We start from the raw sequence: 14,051 nt of genomic DNA, 5'->3' as shown, positions 1-14,051 counted from the left end.
GCGATGAGAGATGACTATGTTTGGTAAAGGCGGTATTGGCAATTTAATGAAACAAGCCCAGCAGATGCAGGAAAAAATGCAGCAGATGCAGGAAGAAGTCGCCAAATTAGAAGTTACCGGTGAATCTGGCGCGGGCTTGGTAAAAGTGACCATTAATGGGGCGCATAACTGCCGCCGGGTTGAAATCGACCCAAGCCTGTTGGTTGAAGATGATAAAGAGATGCTGGAAGACTTGATTGCTGCCGCATTGAACGATGCTGCTCGCCGTATCGATGAAACGCAAAAAGAGAAAATGGCCTCTGTATCCAGTGGTATGCAGCTGCCACCAGGCTTTAAGATGCCGTTCTGATGCAAACCAGTCCACTCCTTGAATCATTAATGGAGGCGTTGCGCTGCTTGCCGGGTGTTGGCCCGAAATCAGCGCAACGGATGGCATTCCAACTGCTACAACGTGATCGTAGCGGTGGGATGCGCCTGGCACAATCATTGACCCGAGCGATGTCCGAAATCGGCCACTGTGCTGATTGCCGTACATTTACCGAGCAAGAGCGTTGCACCATTTGCGCCAATCCCCGCCGTCAGCAAAATGGCCAAATCTGTGTGGTCGAAAGCCCTGCGGATATCCATGCAATTGAGCAAACCGGCCAGTTTGGCGGGCGCTATTTTGTACTGATGGGGCATTTATCCCCGATGGATGGTATTGGCCCTGGTGATATTGGTTTAGATTTGCTCGAAAAACGGCTTGAATCTGAAACCATTACTGAGGTTATTCTGGCAACCAACCCGACAGTTGAGGGGGATGCCACTGCCAACTATATTGGTCAGATGTGTGGTCAATATGGGGTATTAGCCAGCCGTATTGCACATGGCGTACCTGTGGGGGGGGAGCTGGAAATGGTTGATGGTACGACCCTATCTCATTCGTTAGCCGGGCGTCATCCCATTAAGTATTAAACCCATATCATCATGTGGGCGATGGGTTTGCTATTGATTAACATCTGAATAATTTTATTCGTGATCATTAACTTATCGCCCCTCATCCTCTGTTTTTTCTGCGTTGAGACTTGAATCCTTCTCCTGTCGGCCCCATCTAATTCTCATTGTTCAATTTTGTACCTATCGGTAATTTGGATTGAGGTAATTAATGAGTATGAAAGGTCAAGAAACCCGTGGATTCCAGTCTGAAGTAAAGCAACTTCTTCATTTGATGATTCACTCGCTCTATTCTAATAAAGAAATTTTCTTGCGCGAGCTGATCTCCAATGCCTCTGATGCGGCAGATAAATTGCGTTTTCGCGCGCTGTCTAATCCTGAATTGTTTGAAGGCGACGGCGAGCTGCGTGTACGTCTATCTTTTGATAAAGAAAAACGTACTTTGACCCTAAGTGATAACGGCATCGGTATGGGCCGTGAAGAAGTGATCGATAATCTTGGTACTATCGCGAAGTCAGGGACCAAAGCATTTCTTGAATCTATTGGTTCAGATCAAGCCAAAGATAGCCAACTGATTGGTCAGTTTGGTGTCGGCTTCTATTCCGCCTTCATCGTGGCCGATAAAGTCACGGTACGCACCCGTGCTGCCGGTGCCCCAGCGGATGCTGGCGTGTTCTGGGAATCAGCAGGCGAGGGTGATTACACCATTGCTGATATCACCAAAGAAGATCGTGGTACTGAAATTACCCTGCACCTGCGCGAAGGTGAAGACGAATATCTTGATGATTGGCGTCTGCGCTCGGTTATCAGTAAATACTCAGATCACATTGCGTTGCCGGTTGAAGTGCAAAGTAAAAATGAAGAAGACGGCACCATTACCTGGGAGAAAATCAATAAAGCTCAGGCATTGTGGACCTGCAATAAAGCAGATATCACCGACGACGAATACAAAGCATTTTACAAACATATCGCCCATGATTTTACCGATCCATTAATCTGGAGCCACAACCGCGTTGAAGGTAAGCAGGAGTACACTAGCCTGCTGTATATCCCGGCGCAGGCACCTTGGGATATGTGGAATCGTGACCACAAGCATGGCTTGAAACTTTACGTTCAGCGCGTATTTATCATGGATGACGCAGAACAGTTCATGCCGAACTACCTGCGATTTGTTCGCGGCTTAATAGACTCTAATGACCTGCCGCTCAACGTCTCTCGCGAGATTCTGCAAGACAGCCGTGTGACTCAAAATCTGCGCAGTGCGTTGACCAAACGTGTGCTGCAAATGCTGGAAAAACTGGCCAAAGACGATGCTGAGAAATATCAGCAGTTCTGGCAGCAGTTTGGCATGGCGCTGAAAGAGGGGCCGGCTGAAGACGGCAGCAATAAAGAGACCATCGCTAAATTACTGCGCTTTGCTTCAACACACAGTGACAGCTCAGCACAGACCGTCTCATTGGAGGAGTATGTCAGCCGCATGACCGAAGGGCAGGAGAAGATCTATTACATCACTGCTGACAGCTACGCGGCGGCGAAGAATAGCCCACATTTGGAACTGTTCCGCAAAAAAGGCATTGAAGTTTTACTGTTATCCGATCGTATTGATGAGTGGATGATGAGCTACCTGACTGAGTTTGAAGGTAAAATCTTCCAGTCGGTCAGTAAAGCGGATGATTCGCTAGATAAACTGGCAGATGAAGAGCGCCCAGAGCAGCAAGAAGCTGACAAAGCACTGGCACCATTTATCGAACGCGTTAAAACCCTGCTAGGTGAGCGAGTGAAAGATGTCCGCCTGACACATCGTCTGACGGATACACCGGCGATTGTCACGACAGATGCCGATGAGATGAGCACGCAGATGGCGAAGTTATTTGCAGCTGCGGGCCAGCAGGCACCTGAAGTGAAGTACATCTTCGAACTGAACCCAGAGCATGGTTTGGTAAAACGAGCTGCTGATGTGACGGACGACGCCCAATTTGCTGAATGGGTAGAGTTATTACTGGATCAAGCGCTATTAGCTGAGCGGGGAACACTAGATGACCCTAACCAGTTTATTCGCAGAATGAATCAGTTATTAACGGCTTAATTAAGTAATAGAACGCCTCTGGTATACAATGTATCAGAGGCGTTTTTTTTATTTAATTTCAGCAAGTTAAACTTAAGTTTTGCTGTAGCCCCGCGAATCCAATCTCGCTAACCAACCTCGCACGCCTTGAGCCAACCCCCCTGAAAATGGTATGGTTGTTCGTTTTCCGCATTTTCGCTTTATTTAAGTAAAAACACATAGAAAAACTACATAGCAAGGGGATTTACGCAATGCGTATCATTCTGCTGGGCGCTCCGGGCGCTGGTAAGGGTACTCAGGCTCAATTCATCATGGAGAAATACGGTATTCCGCAAATCTCTACAGGTGACATGTTGCGCGCCGCTGTAAAAGCAGGTTCTGAGTTAGGTCTGAAAGCGAAAGAAATTATGGATGCCGGCAAGCTGGTCACCGATGAGCTGGTTATCGCATTGGTAAAAGAGCGCATCACACAGGACGATTGTCGTGACGGTTTCCTGTTAGACGGGTTCCCGCGTACCATTCCTCAAGCTGATGCTATGAAAGAAGCGGGCATCAAGGTTGATTATGTACTGGAATTTGATGTTCCAGATGAGCTGATTGTCGAACGCATCGTTGGCCGTCGGGTACATGCTGCTTCAGGTCGTGTTTACCACGTTAAATTCAACCCACCTAAAGTTGAAGACAAAGATGATGTGACTGGTGATGAACTGACCATTCGGAAAGATGATCAGGAAGCCACCGTACGTAAACGTCTGATTGAGTATCATCAACAAACTGCACCATTGGTCTCTTACTACCGCAAAGAGGCTGATGCGGGTAATACGCATTACTATAAACTGGACGGAACCCGTAAAGTAACAGAAGTCAGTGCTGAACTGGCGACTATTCTCGGTTAGTTCTGAATGGTAAGATAGCGAAGGCGACCTGAGGTCGCCTTTCGTATTTTACGGATTTCGTTGGAAGCTTAATAATTAGCTCGAATAATACACGTAAAAGCCAAACAAAGGACTTGTGGATGATGCAAAGTAAGCTCGGTGTACTGATGGTTAATCTGGGGACTCCAGATGCGCCTACGTCGCAAGCGGTCAAACGCTATCTGGCTGAGTTCCTGAGTGACCGCAGGGTGGTTGATACATCACCACTGCTTTGGTGGCCTTTATTACGCGGTGTTATTTTGCCGATTCGTTCGCCTCGAGTGGCTAAACTCTATCAATCAGTGTGGATGGAAGATGGCTCGCCTTTGTTGGTCTACAGCCGGCGGCAACAGCAAGCGCTGGCGGCGCGTATGCCAGATATTCCCGTCGAGTTAGGGATGAGCTACGGCTCACCAAATCTGCCAGATGCTATTGATAAACTATTAGCACAAGGGGTAACAAAGTTGGTGGTATTGCCGCTTTATCCGCAATACTCCTGCTCAACCAGTGCTGCGGTTTGGGATGCTGTTGCCCGGATTTTAAAAGGGTATCGCCGCTTACCATCAATCTCTTTTATCCGTGATTATGCTGAGCATCCTGCTTATATCTCTGCGCTAAAACAGAGCGTCGAGCATGCTTTTGCCCAACATGGTAAACCTGACCGATTAGTGCTTTCTTTTCATGGTATTCCTAAGCGCTATAACCAATTAGGTGATGATTATCCGATCCGCTGTGAAGATACCAGCCGCGCGTTACGGGCAGAACTAACACTACCGCCAGAACAGGTCATGATGACATATCAATCCCGATTTGGCCGTGAACCTTGGCTCACTCCTTATACTGACGAGACATTAAAAAGCCTACCTGCTCAGGGGGTTGAACATATTCAAGTCATTTGCCCTGGCTTCTCTGCTGATTGTCTGGAAACCTTAGAGGAGATTAAAGAGCAAAACCGAGAAATTTTCTTACATGCGGGTGGCAAGAAGTTCGAATATATCCCAGCGCTAAATGACGATGTAGGGCATATAGACCTGTTAGAACAGTTAGTTAGAGAGTGTTTGTAGTGTCATTGGGCAATAGCCACAGAATGGCTCTATTCATATTAGGTAAATAATTATGGCTAAATTAGCATTGTTCTCATTGAATAATATGAGGTGAATGCTTTTTATTCTTCCAAACAGATAATACTGAAACGACATTTCTATGTTTTTATAATGGTAATTATCTATGCATTGTGAAACATCTAAAAATGATATGCTTAACGTTTCTCTTGTAATGATGAGTTATATGTAAGAAAATTAGCCCATATATAATAGTCATAAGTTATATTTTCAGCTTAGCTGAAAGTGTGGTAGTGCATTTACCCCCCTTTTGGTCAAGCCAGTAGGTCACATCAATGCAGGTTATGTGCAGTGTTACAAGTCTGTGTTATACATCAGTGCATTGGCTACTGTAAGCCAAGGGCGGTAGCATGGTTTTTAGCGTGAATAATCATCATAACCTATTGATATTTAACAATTGCTAATTTGCAGTCCTTTAGTTCGAATTGATTCGCTTATAACATATTATTACTTTTCCATGAAATCTAATTTAGCTAGGCTTAAAATATGTCTTTCAATATAAAACTACAGCCATCAGGGATCATTTTTGATGCTGACGAAGCTACAACGATCTTAGATTCAGCTTTAGGGAATAATGTTAATATTGAATATAGCTGTAAAGATGGCAGCAGTGGTTCTTGTAAGGCAGCATTAATTTCAGGTGAAATAGAGCAGGGTGAAAATACTTCACTAACAAGTGAAGATATGGCTAATAGAGTAATTCTGACCTGCTGCTCAAAGCCTAAAAGCGATATAGAAATCAATGTGAAATATTATCCAGAGTTAAGTCATATAACGAAAAAAACCTATCCATGCAAACTCGATAATATTGAACTTATTGGCAGTGATATTGCTATTTTAACGCTGCGTTTACCACCAACAGGCTTTGTTGAATAAATCAGATTTTGGGCAAGCATCTTCGTAGCCGGTTGCAGTTGTCAGATAATACGCACGCTTTCTGGCATGCCTGCCTTCGTCATTTTGTTCAGCGCACGCACCATGGCCAAAGCCTCTGCAACCTGACCATCGTAGTCACGCAACGTCAGCGAACCACCGAACAACTGCTTTATACTGTACATCGCCGTTTCCGCTATCGACCGACGGTTGTAATCTGTTGTCCATTTCCACCGTGCATTGCTCCCGCTCAGCCGTTGATTCGCAACAGCACGATTACGGTCTGCATACTCACCTGACCAGTAGCCAGCTCCCTTCTGGGGAGGAATGAGCGCGCTGATTTTCTTGCGACGTAGTTCGTCATGACATCGCCGTGTATCGTAAGCTCCGTCCGCCGCCGCTGACCTGATTTTTCGGTGGGTCTGCCGGATAAGTCCCGGGAAAGCTTCAGCGTCCGTGACGTTGTTCAGCGACAGGTCCGCGCAGATGACTTCATGCGTACTCGCATCAACAGCCAGATGCAGTTTTCGCCAGATACGACGGCGCTCTTTGCCGTGCTTTTTGACTTTCCACTCCCCCTCACCGAAGACTTTTAAGCCGGTGGTGTCGATAACCAGATGCGCAATTTCACCCCGGGTGGGCGTTTTAAAACTGACATTAACCGACTTTGCCCGCTTGCTGACACCGGTGTAATCCGGACAGCGAAGAGGAACATCCATCATGGCAAAAATGGAATCAATAAAGCCCTGTGCGGCTCGCAGGGTCAGGCGGAATACACGTTTAACGACCAGGACAGTGGTGATGGCGAGATCAGAATAGTGCTGAGGCCGTCCCCGCGATGTGTGTGTGGCGGGCTCATACCAGGCCTGAATAGCCTCGTCATCAAGCCAGAAAGTGACGGAGCCGCGGTTGATGAGGGCCTTGTTGTAGTTGCGCCAGTTAGTGACTTTAAACTTCTGCTTTGTCATGGGACGACCAGTGTTGCCGGATGATGCGTGATCTGATCCTTTAACTCAGTAAAAGTTCGATTTATTCAACAAAGCCGATGGTTGTTCTAATATTTATCTAATGTGCGCAATTGTTATCCTTAAATGAATTTATAAAAGTGATTTTATTTTAAATAATATGAAAAATAGTCAAACCCTAGCATCTAAAATATCAGAAAAAACTTCAATTGATTACCATGTTGGAGTTACTTTATTACTTAGATTATGGACTATTGCTGCCGGTGGTATATTAATAGTATTAATTCCACTTTATCTGACGGCACCTGAACAAGGCTATTTTTTTACCTTTGCAAGCTTAATTGCGATGCAGGTGTTTTTTGAACTCGGATTTAATTATGTAGTTGTCCAGTTTATCGGCCATGAAATGGCTCATGTCACTATTAATAATAGTGGAAGCCTTGAAGGAAATAGTAATAGCATCAGTCGCATTTACTCACTTATCTCATTATTAAAGAGATGGTATACAGTTATTTCATTGGCTTTCTTTGTGGCCGTTTTTTTTGCAGGATTTTATTTCTTTAAACATAATGGGAGCTTGGCTGTTCATGATTGGTTACCTGGCTGGGCACTGCTAGTTTTCTTTTCCTCGATAAATCTCTTTATTAGTCCATTTTTAGCTGTATTGGAAGGAATGGGCTTTGTTGGTCAAGTAGCTACGATAAGGTTAATACAATCGATAGTTGGCTATTCCGTTCTTTCAATATTACTTATATGTAAGTTAGGACTTATAGCTATACCCGCTATTACGGGAGCCGCGGCGCTATTCTCGACAATTCTAATATTAAAGAAATATGGCAGGTTATTATTTAGACCCGGTTCTGGCAATTTTATTTTTAATGAAAAGATATCTTGGTATAAAGAAATTTTTCCCTTCCAATGGAGAATCGCTTTAAGCTGGTTAAGTGGCTATTTCATTTTTCAATTATTTAATCCAATGCTATTTGCACATCAAGGTGCAATTGAGGCAGGAAGAATAGGTTTAACATTGGCAATATTTAGTGCAATGTTATCTCTATCAATGAGTTGGGTTACAGCCAAAAGTCCAACAATGGCTAGATTGATCGCAGAAAATAAAAAGATAGAATTGAATAAATTATTTATATCCTTAATAATGAAATCAGGAATATTGAATTTTTTGATTTCTATTTCATTCTTGATTTTCGTTCTTTTACTGAAAACATATAGTATCGATATAGTGAGCAGAGTTGCCAGCATTGAAGTTATAGTATTGCTATTTACTATTTCTCTGGCTAATCATGCAATATTTTCAATGGCGGCTTATATGAGGTGTCATAAGGAAGAACCTATGATATGGAATTCATTATCAACTGGTTTTATAGCGCTTCCACTTATTTATATATTTTCGCAAATTAGTTCATTTGCTACTATTGCAAGCTATGGTTCTATAATGATTTTCGTATCATTACCATGGTGCTATTTATTATTCCGTAAGTATTACAATCATGGTGTGATTAAAGGTAATTAGATAGGTATAGTATCTTCTTTTGCCTTTATATGTGTTAGAGATTAGGTGTGCCGTATACTGATGAGTATATTTCAGGAATGTGTATTGCGGCATTTATATATAGATAGAATTAGTGACATGATAGACAATAATAAATAAAGAAATAATTTCTCAGGATGTAAATAATATCATTAGCTCATGCCAAGATTTGATGACATTAAAAAACAAAGTTATATTAATTACAGGAGCAAGCGGCTTTATTCCTGCTTATATGGTTGAAACTATTGCCGTATTAAATAAAAACCATGATCTAAACATTAAAGTGTATGCATTAGCCAGAAATTAAATAAAAGCTAAAAAGAGGTTTAGTCATCTTTTAAATACTGGTTGGTTAAACTTCATCTGCCAAGATGTTACATAAGAAATTAAAATAGATACTACAGTTAACTACATTATGCATGCGGCTAGCCAAGCCAGCTAAAAATACTATAAGACAGACCCTGTAGGAACTCTTTTAGCAAATACAAAAGGAACTTATAATATACTTGAGTTTGCTCGACGTAATATCCAAAGCATTGAGGGAGTATTTTTTTAGTAGCGCTGAAGTTTATGGAAATCTAAGTAAAGATATTCAATATGTCTTAGAAAATGATTTTGGCTCACTAGATTGCAGTGAGTTACGTGCTTGTTATGCTGAAAGCAAGAGAATGGGCGAGACAATGTGTATTTCATGGGGGGAGTAATATTCTGTTCCATGCAAAATTGTAAGAATATTTCATACATATGGGCCGGGGATGGTTCTAAATGATGGTCGAGTCTTTGCTGATTTTGTAAGCTGTGCTGTTCAGGGGAAAAATATAGATATGAAAAGTGATGGTTCAGCCATACGTGCTTTTTGTTATCTATCTGATACAGTTCATGCTATTTTCAAAGTTTTGCTTTGTGGTCATATAGGACAAGCATATAATGTTGGAAACGAAAGATGTGAAATGAATATTCGTGATTTGGCTTTTTTGGTGAACAAATTATCAAGTAATAATAATTCAAGAGTTATAATCTCAAATAATGACAACAACTATATTTTAAGCAAAATAAATCGTATTGTTCCAGATACAACTAAATTACGATCTCTTGGATGGAGGCTGAAATATGACGTAATTTCTGGATTTAAAAGGACAATAAAATTTTACTTGAAGTAGTTTACGATTGTAAATGACAATATATTAACCTACCTAAAATAATAATTTTAAATTTACTAGTCAGTGTAGATAGGCATTATGAAATGAATTCTAAATCAGACATTAGTATAACAATTGTTATCCCTACCTATAATAGGATAGAAAAACTAAAAAGTCGTATCTTTGAGTTATTACCACAAATGAGTAAAATAGACACATTATTTATTTCTGATAATGCTACTGAAAACTTTGATGTTGAAATTATCAACTTTTTCAAAAATGAGCCAAGAATATACTTCCATCAGAATAAAGAAAATATTGGTGCAAACGCTAATATAGCAAAGTGCTTTGAGTTGGTAGAGAATGATTGGATGTGGCTACTGAGCGATGATGATTGTGTAAAACCAAATGCGCTAAGTATAATAAAAAAATATATTGGTGAGGGGGATGTTGATTTTATAAATTTCTCATCTGAGCTTTTAAAAACTAAGCGAGTTGATTCTGTATGTAGGTCTTTTGATGAATACTTAAATTCAATTGGAAAAAATTTTAGTAACCATTTGCTTATTTCAAATAATGTATTCAACATGAAAGCTTTTCGACCTTTTCTAAAATTCACATATTGGGGATGTTTTGTTAATGCACCACATTTAGCTCCCGTCTATTGCGCTTTAGAAAATAATTGTCATATTTTATTATCAGGCGAAAGTATTGTTGAATGGCAAAAACCTGATCGCATGGATTGCTGGTTGCAATCATCTTCTTTTAATTTGCTTTTTTTGCCTGATGTATTATCAAATGCTAGATTAAGAAAACGGTCCATTCATACAGTTATGGAAGGGTTATCTATTCCTGAGTTTTTAATTGCTCAATTGGCATTCAACAAAATAATCGATCCGGAGTGTGCTGATAAAGTGGATGCTTATGCAGGAAGAGTTATGAGTATCTATATTAGATATGGTAATACCTTGCAAAAGACAAGAGCTTTTCTTTTGAAAATAATGATAAAATCTCCACGATCATACTTATTTATGGTTAATGTTATATGTAAAAAAATATATGGTAAACCTATATATGATTTTCTTCAAAAAAGAAAATTTGAGTTTTATTTATAACTTCAACCATTTTTATAATCAAGGCGATTGATACGAAATCATAATAATCAATATATAATTGCAATGAACTGTATATGAGTATTATTTTTGATGATTTAAGTCAGTGTACGCTGAGAGTAATATGATATATAAAAAAGAACTTATTTTAGTAATTATAGTAAAGATTCTTTTTACACTATTTGCAGTTTTTGTCTATAATCATTTTTCGCATTTAGCTGACTCTGAAAGATATTTAAATGCAACAATGGATTTAAATAATTTTTTAGATAGAACTCAACTTGTAGATAATATTTTTTCACTTTTACGATGCTTAATTTCAAGTAAGCTCCTAGTAAATATTTTTATATCTATAATATTTGGGTTTTCATTTTATTTTGTATTCAAAGATCTTCTTAATTTTATAGATAAAAAGCTATTATATATATGTTTTCTTCTTCCAAGTTTTCAAATTTGGACCAGTGTGGCAGGTAAGGAAATTATAGCGATAGCTGGGTTGCTTTTTTTTGTAAAATGGATTGTGAACATACAGTTTGGTAGAAAAAATAGAATAATCTATCTTTTGGTGGGTGTCTTTTTTGGCATTCTACTCCGACCTCATTATGGTATTGCATATGCTTACCTCGCGAGCAGTATTATTATATTAAGTAATGTTAAGTTTGCGAATTTTTCAAAATGGTTTTATATTTTATTATTAGCAATAATGTCTATCATATTGGCATTGATACTGGCAGTAACTGCTGATTTGTGGAGCGAAAAATTTTTAGCAGTGTTGGTTATAATTAAGAATTACTTCTTATCGTCTGATACAGCATATGCTAATCGATATTATATACAATGGGGGGGAGTTGCAGATTATTTTTATAATATAGCGTGGGGTTTTTGGGTCTCTATTATTGGACCGACACTTTATGAAACATTAAATAGAATTGTTTATGCTCCTTTCTTTATTGAAGGGATTATTAGCTTGGCGCTAATGATCTATATATTTTATAGGTTTTATAAGGTTACGGAAATAAATGTATTGTATAGAAAGTATTTCTATATAGCATTTATCCCTGCTGTGATAATTGTATTAATGATTCATTATCCATTTGGTGTTTTTAATCCCGGCGCAGCAATAAGGTATAAGCAAAATATAACTCCATTAATATATTTCTATCCTCTATTGGTGCTTGCTTGTATCAATGAGTCGAAAGCTAAATGTTATATGAGATGAGTATCTCTAATTTATTATGTACTTCTTCTTTCTAATAAGTAACTAAATCCCATATTTTGATAGATTAATAACATGTGAGTATTTTATGAATATTGCAATAGTTGGCGGGTCAGGTTTTATTGGCACAAATTTGGCTGAATTACTCAATAATAAAAATGTCGAATTCACAATTCTCGATAAGGTTAAGAGTGATAAGTATCCAGATAAGTGGCAATATTGTGATGTTACAGAATATGATACTCTAATTAAGGTATTAGATGGACATGATTTGATCATCAACTTAGCCGCTGAACATAAAGATAATGTTAGACCCATTGACCTTTATTATAAAGTCAATGTTGATGGGGCTGAAAATATTTGTAAGGCAGCGGAATTTCTTGGTATAAAAAATATTGTTTTTACATCTTCCGTTGCTGTATATGGCTTTGTGGAAAAAGAGACCGATGAAAGTGGAGAATATGCTCCTTTTAATCATTATGGAAAATCCAAGTTAGAAGCTGAAAAGATCTATGATGCATGGTTTAATTCCTACTCAGATAAAAAATTAGTTACTATTCGCCCTACCGTTGTTTTTGGGATTGGTAATAGAGGTAATGTTTACAACTTATTTAAGCAGATCGCATCAGGAAAATTTTTGATGATCGGTAGTGGCGAAAATGAAAAGTCGATGGCTTACGTCGAAAATATAGCTGCTTTTTTAGAACTTACTCTTTCGTTTTCTGCTGGGTATCACTTAATAAATTATGTAGATAAGCCCGATTTTACAATGAATGAATTATCTACTGTCATTTATAATTGCCTTGGGAAAAAGAGTAAAATAATTAGGCTGCCATATTTTATTGGGGTATGCGCAGGTTATGCTTTTGATATTTTGGCTAAAGTTAGTGGCAAAGAGTTACCAATAAGTAGCATTCGAATTAAAAAGTTTTGCGCAAAAACCCAATTTAGTTCTAACAATATTAATAATTATAATTTCTCAGCTCCTTATTCTCTGAAAGATGCAGTTGTGAAAACAATTTCACAAGAGTTTATGAATAAAAAATAATTTATTTTTTTTCTGGACTTAATCATTAAATTTGTATTCTGTTTGAGAGGTGGAAATGCACAATGTTGCATTTGTAATAACTAAGTCTGAAATTGGTGGAGCCCAAAGTTGGGTTGCGGAACAAGTGAGACTGTTTCGGAATGATTGTAAGGTAATATTAATAACATCTGAACATGGCTGGTTAACTGAATCTATTTCGTGTGATAAAATTGTAATCATCCCTCAATTAAGAAGTATGACTAGTGTTAAAGCTATATATCTAATGTATAAAGTACTAAAAGAAAACAATATCAATATTGTTGTTGCTAGTTCCGCTAATGCAGGATTATATAGTCGGCTTACTCGTATTTTCATGAAATTTAGATGTATTTATGTTTCTCATGGTTGGTCTTGTTTATATAATGGCAAGTTTTTAAAATCTATATTTTGTTATGTTGAACGTATATTATCACATTTATCCGATGTAATATGGTGTGTGTCAAAAAGTGATGAAATAAAAGCCATTAATGATATTGGAATAAAGAAATGTAAGATAGTGACATCACTAAATTCTATTACACCCTTATCACCTCGTGATGATCGGGGATGCGAAAATAAAATATTATTTTTAGGTAGATTAACTCACCCTAAAAGACCTGAATTGATTTGTAAGGTTGTTGCTGATAACCCGGAATATAAATTGGATGTTGTTGGAGCTGGAGAGTATACTGACTCCTTACTCAATAAGTATGCTGATTACAATAATATAAGTTTTTTAGGTGAGATAGAGAATTTTAACGCGTTTAATCAATATGATGTTTTTGTCCTAACATCTGACAGTGAAGGTTTGCCCATGTCTGCATTAGAGGCAGCAACAGCTGGAGTGCCTCTTATATTAAGTGATGTTGGTGGCTGTAACGAAGTTATTGATGGGAATGGCTTGCTTATTGCTAATTCGGAAACGAATCTATCTGCAGCATTAGAAAGTATCTTTACTAATTATGAACAATTTTATTCGATTGCAAAAAATAGAAAAAACAAATTCGATATTAATAATAAAAAAGAAGAATACAACAAGATTGTTTTTGGTAATTAATAGGACTAAAGCAATCTGCACTAAGCTATTTATAATGAACTTAA

General features: G+C 38.6%; 13 protein-coding genes and 2 pseudogenes. 14 read left to right on the top strand and 1 reads right to left on the bottom strand.

Translation table 11 applies throughout. The annotated features are described in order from the left end of the window. Positions 1 to 16: 16 nt before the first annotated feature. From FFE93_RS15610 to FFE93_RS15585, 6 genes and pseudogenes are all read left to right on the top strand, one after another. Positions 17 to 349: a YbaB/EbfC family nucleoid-associated protein gene (locus FFE93_RS15610; protein WP_004718772.1), complete on the top strand. Its 333-nt coding sequence runs from the start codon at positions 17 to 19 to the stop codon at positions 347 to 349. Next, positions 349 to 954, top strand: coding sequence for a recombination mediator RecR (gene recR, locus FFE93_RS15605; RefSeq protein ID WP_005272675.1), 606 nt, complete (start codon positions 349 to 351; stop codon positions 952 to 954). Before FFE93_RS15610 ends, recR begins: the two co-directional genes overlap by 1 nt. A gap of 196 nt (positions 955 to 1,150) precedes the next feature. After that, on the top strand, positions 1,151 to 3,019 hold the full coding sequence (gene htpG, locus FFE93_RS15600) for a molecular chaperone HtpG (RefSeq protein ID WP_005272672.1): 1,869 nt from the start codon (positions 1,151 to 1,153) through the stop codon (positions 3,017 to 3,019). A gap of 230 nt (positions 3,020 to 3,249) precedes the next feature. After that, on the top strand, positions 3,250 to 3,894 hold the full coding sequence (gene adk / locus FFE93_RS15595) for an adenylate kinase (RefSeq protein WP_138775472.1): 645 nt from the start codon (positions 3,250 to 3,252) through the stop codon (positions 3,892 to 3,894). Positions 3,895 to 4,013: 119 nt separating this feature from the next. Beyond that, the gene (gene hemH / locus FFE93_RS15590; RefSeq protein ID WP_049602354.1) at positions 4,014 to 4,976 is read left to right on the top strand and encodes a ferrochelatase; all 963 of its coding nucleotides are present in this window, start codon (positions 4,014 to 4,016) and stop codon (positions 4,974 to 4,976) included. Positions 4,977 to 5,519: 543 nt separating this feature from the next. After that, positions 5,520 to 5,906 (top strand): annotated as a pseudogene (locus FFE93_RS15585) (2Fe-2S iron-sulfur cluster-binding protein); the annotation flags it as partial. Positions 5,907 to 5,950: 44 nt separating this feature from the next. Here the strand turns inward: FFE93_RS15585 and FFE93_RS15580 are convergent. Further along, positions 5,951 to 6,939, bottom strand: a pseudogene (locus FFE93_RS15580) (IS5 family transposase). 92 nt (positions 6,940 to 7,031) lie between these two features. On the opposite strand from FFE93_RS15580, the gene FFE93_RS15575 reads away from it, so the two are divergent. The 8 genes from FFE93_RS15575 (at position 7,032) to FFE93_RS15545 (ending at position 14,007) form a co-directional block, all read left to right on the top strand. Then, positions 7,032 to 8,399, top strand: a complete 1,368-nt coding sequence (locus tag FFE93_RS15575; protein ID WP_005279252.1) for a hypothetical protein — start codon at positions 7,032 to 7,034, stop codon at positions 8,397 to 8,399. Between the two features lie 190 nt (positions 8,400 to 8,589). Beyond that, positions 8,590 to 8,724: a hypothetical protein gene (locus FFE93_RS21785; RefSeq protein WP_261369016.1), complete on the top strand. Its 135-nt coding sequence runs from the start codon at positions 8,590 to 8,592 to the stop codon at positions 8,722 to 8,724. A gap of 199 nt (positions 8,725 to 8,923) precedes the next feature. Then, a complete protein-coding gene (locus FFE93_RS21970) occupies positions 8,924 to 9,121 on the top strand; it encodes an NAD-dependent epimerase/dehydratase family protein (RefSeq protein WP_172676378.1) in 198 nt (65 codons plus the stop codon). A 51-nt stretch (positions 9,122 to 9,172) separates the two neighbouring features. Further along, a complete protein-coding gene (locus FFE93_RS15565) occupies positions 9,173 to 9,577 on the top strand; it encodes an NAD-dependent epimerase/dehydratase family protein (protein WP_138775470.1) in 405 nt (134 codons plus the stop codon). Positions 9,578 to 9,660: 83 nt separating this feature from the next. Further along, the gene (locus FFE93_RS15560; protein ID WP_005279256.1) at positions 9,661 to 10,671 is read left to right on the top strand and encodes a glycosyltransferase family 2 protein; all 1,011 of its coding nucleotides are present in this window, start codon (positions 9,661 to 9,663) and stop codon (positions 10,669 to 10,671) included. Between the two features lie 121 nt (positions 10,672 to 10,792). Continuing rightward, positions 10,793 to 11,887: a hypothetical protein gene (locus FFE93_RS15555; RefSeq protein ID WP_138775468.1), complete on the top strand. Its 1,095-nt coding sequence runs from the start codon at positions 10,793 to 10,795 to the stop codon at positions 11,885 to 11,887. Positions 11,888 to 11,972: 85 nt separating this feature from the next. After that, a complete protein-coding gene (locus tag FFE93_RS15550; RefSeq protein WP_138775466.1) occupies positions 11,973 to 12,932 on the top strand; it encodes an NAD-dependent epimerase/dehydratase family protein in 960 nt (319 codons plus the stop codon). Positions 12,933 to 12,987: 55 nt separating this feature from the next. Continuing rightward, positions 12,988 to 14,007 (top strand): glycosyltransferase, encoded by a 1,020-nt coding sequence (locus FFE93_RS15545; protein ID WP_138775464.1) that lies wholly within the window; start codon positions 12,988 to 12,990, stop codon positions 14,005 to 14,007. Positions 14,008 to 14,051 lie beyond the last annotated feature (44 nt).

Origin of the sequence: Yersinia sp. KBS0713 (assembly GCF_005937895.2) — a bacterium.
GTDB classification, from domain to species: Bacteria; Pseudomonadota; Gammaproteobacteria; order Enterobacterales; family Enterobacteriaceae; genus Yersinia; species Yersinia bercovieri.
The sequence above is the reverse complement of the archived record's forward strand: the minus strand, read 5'-3'. Positions and strand labels throughout refer to the sequence as shown.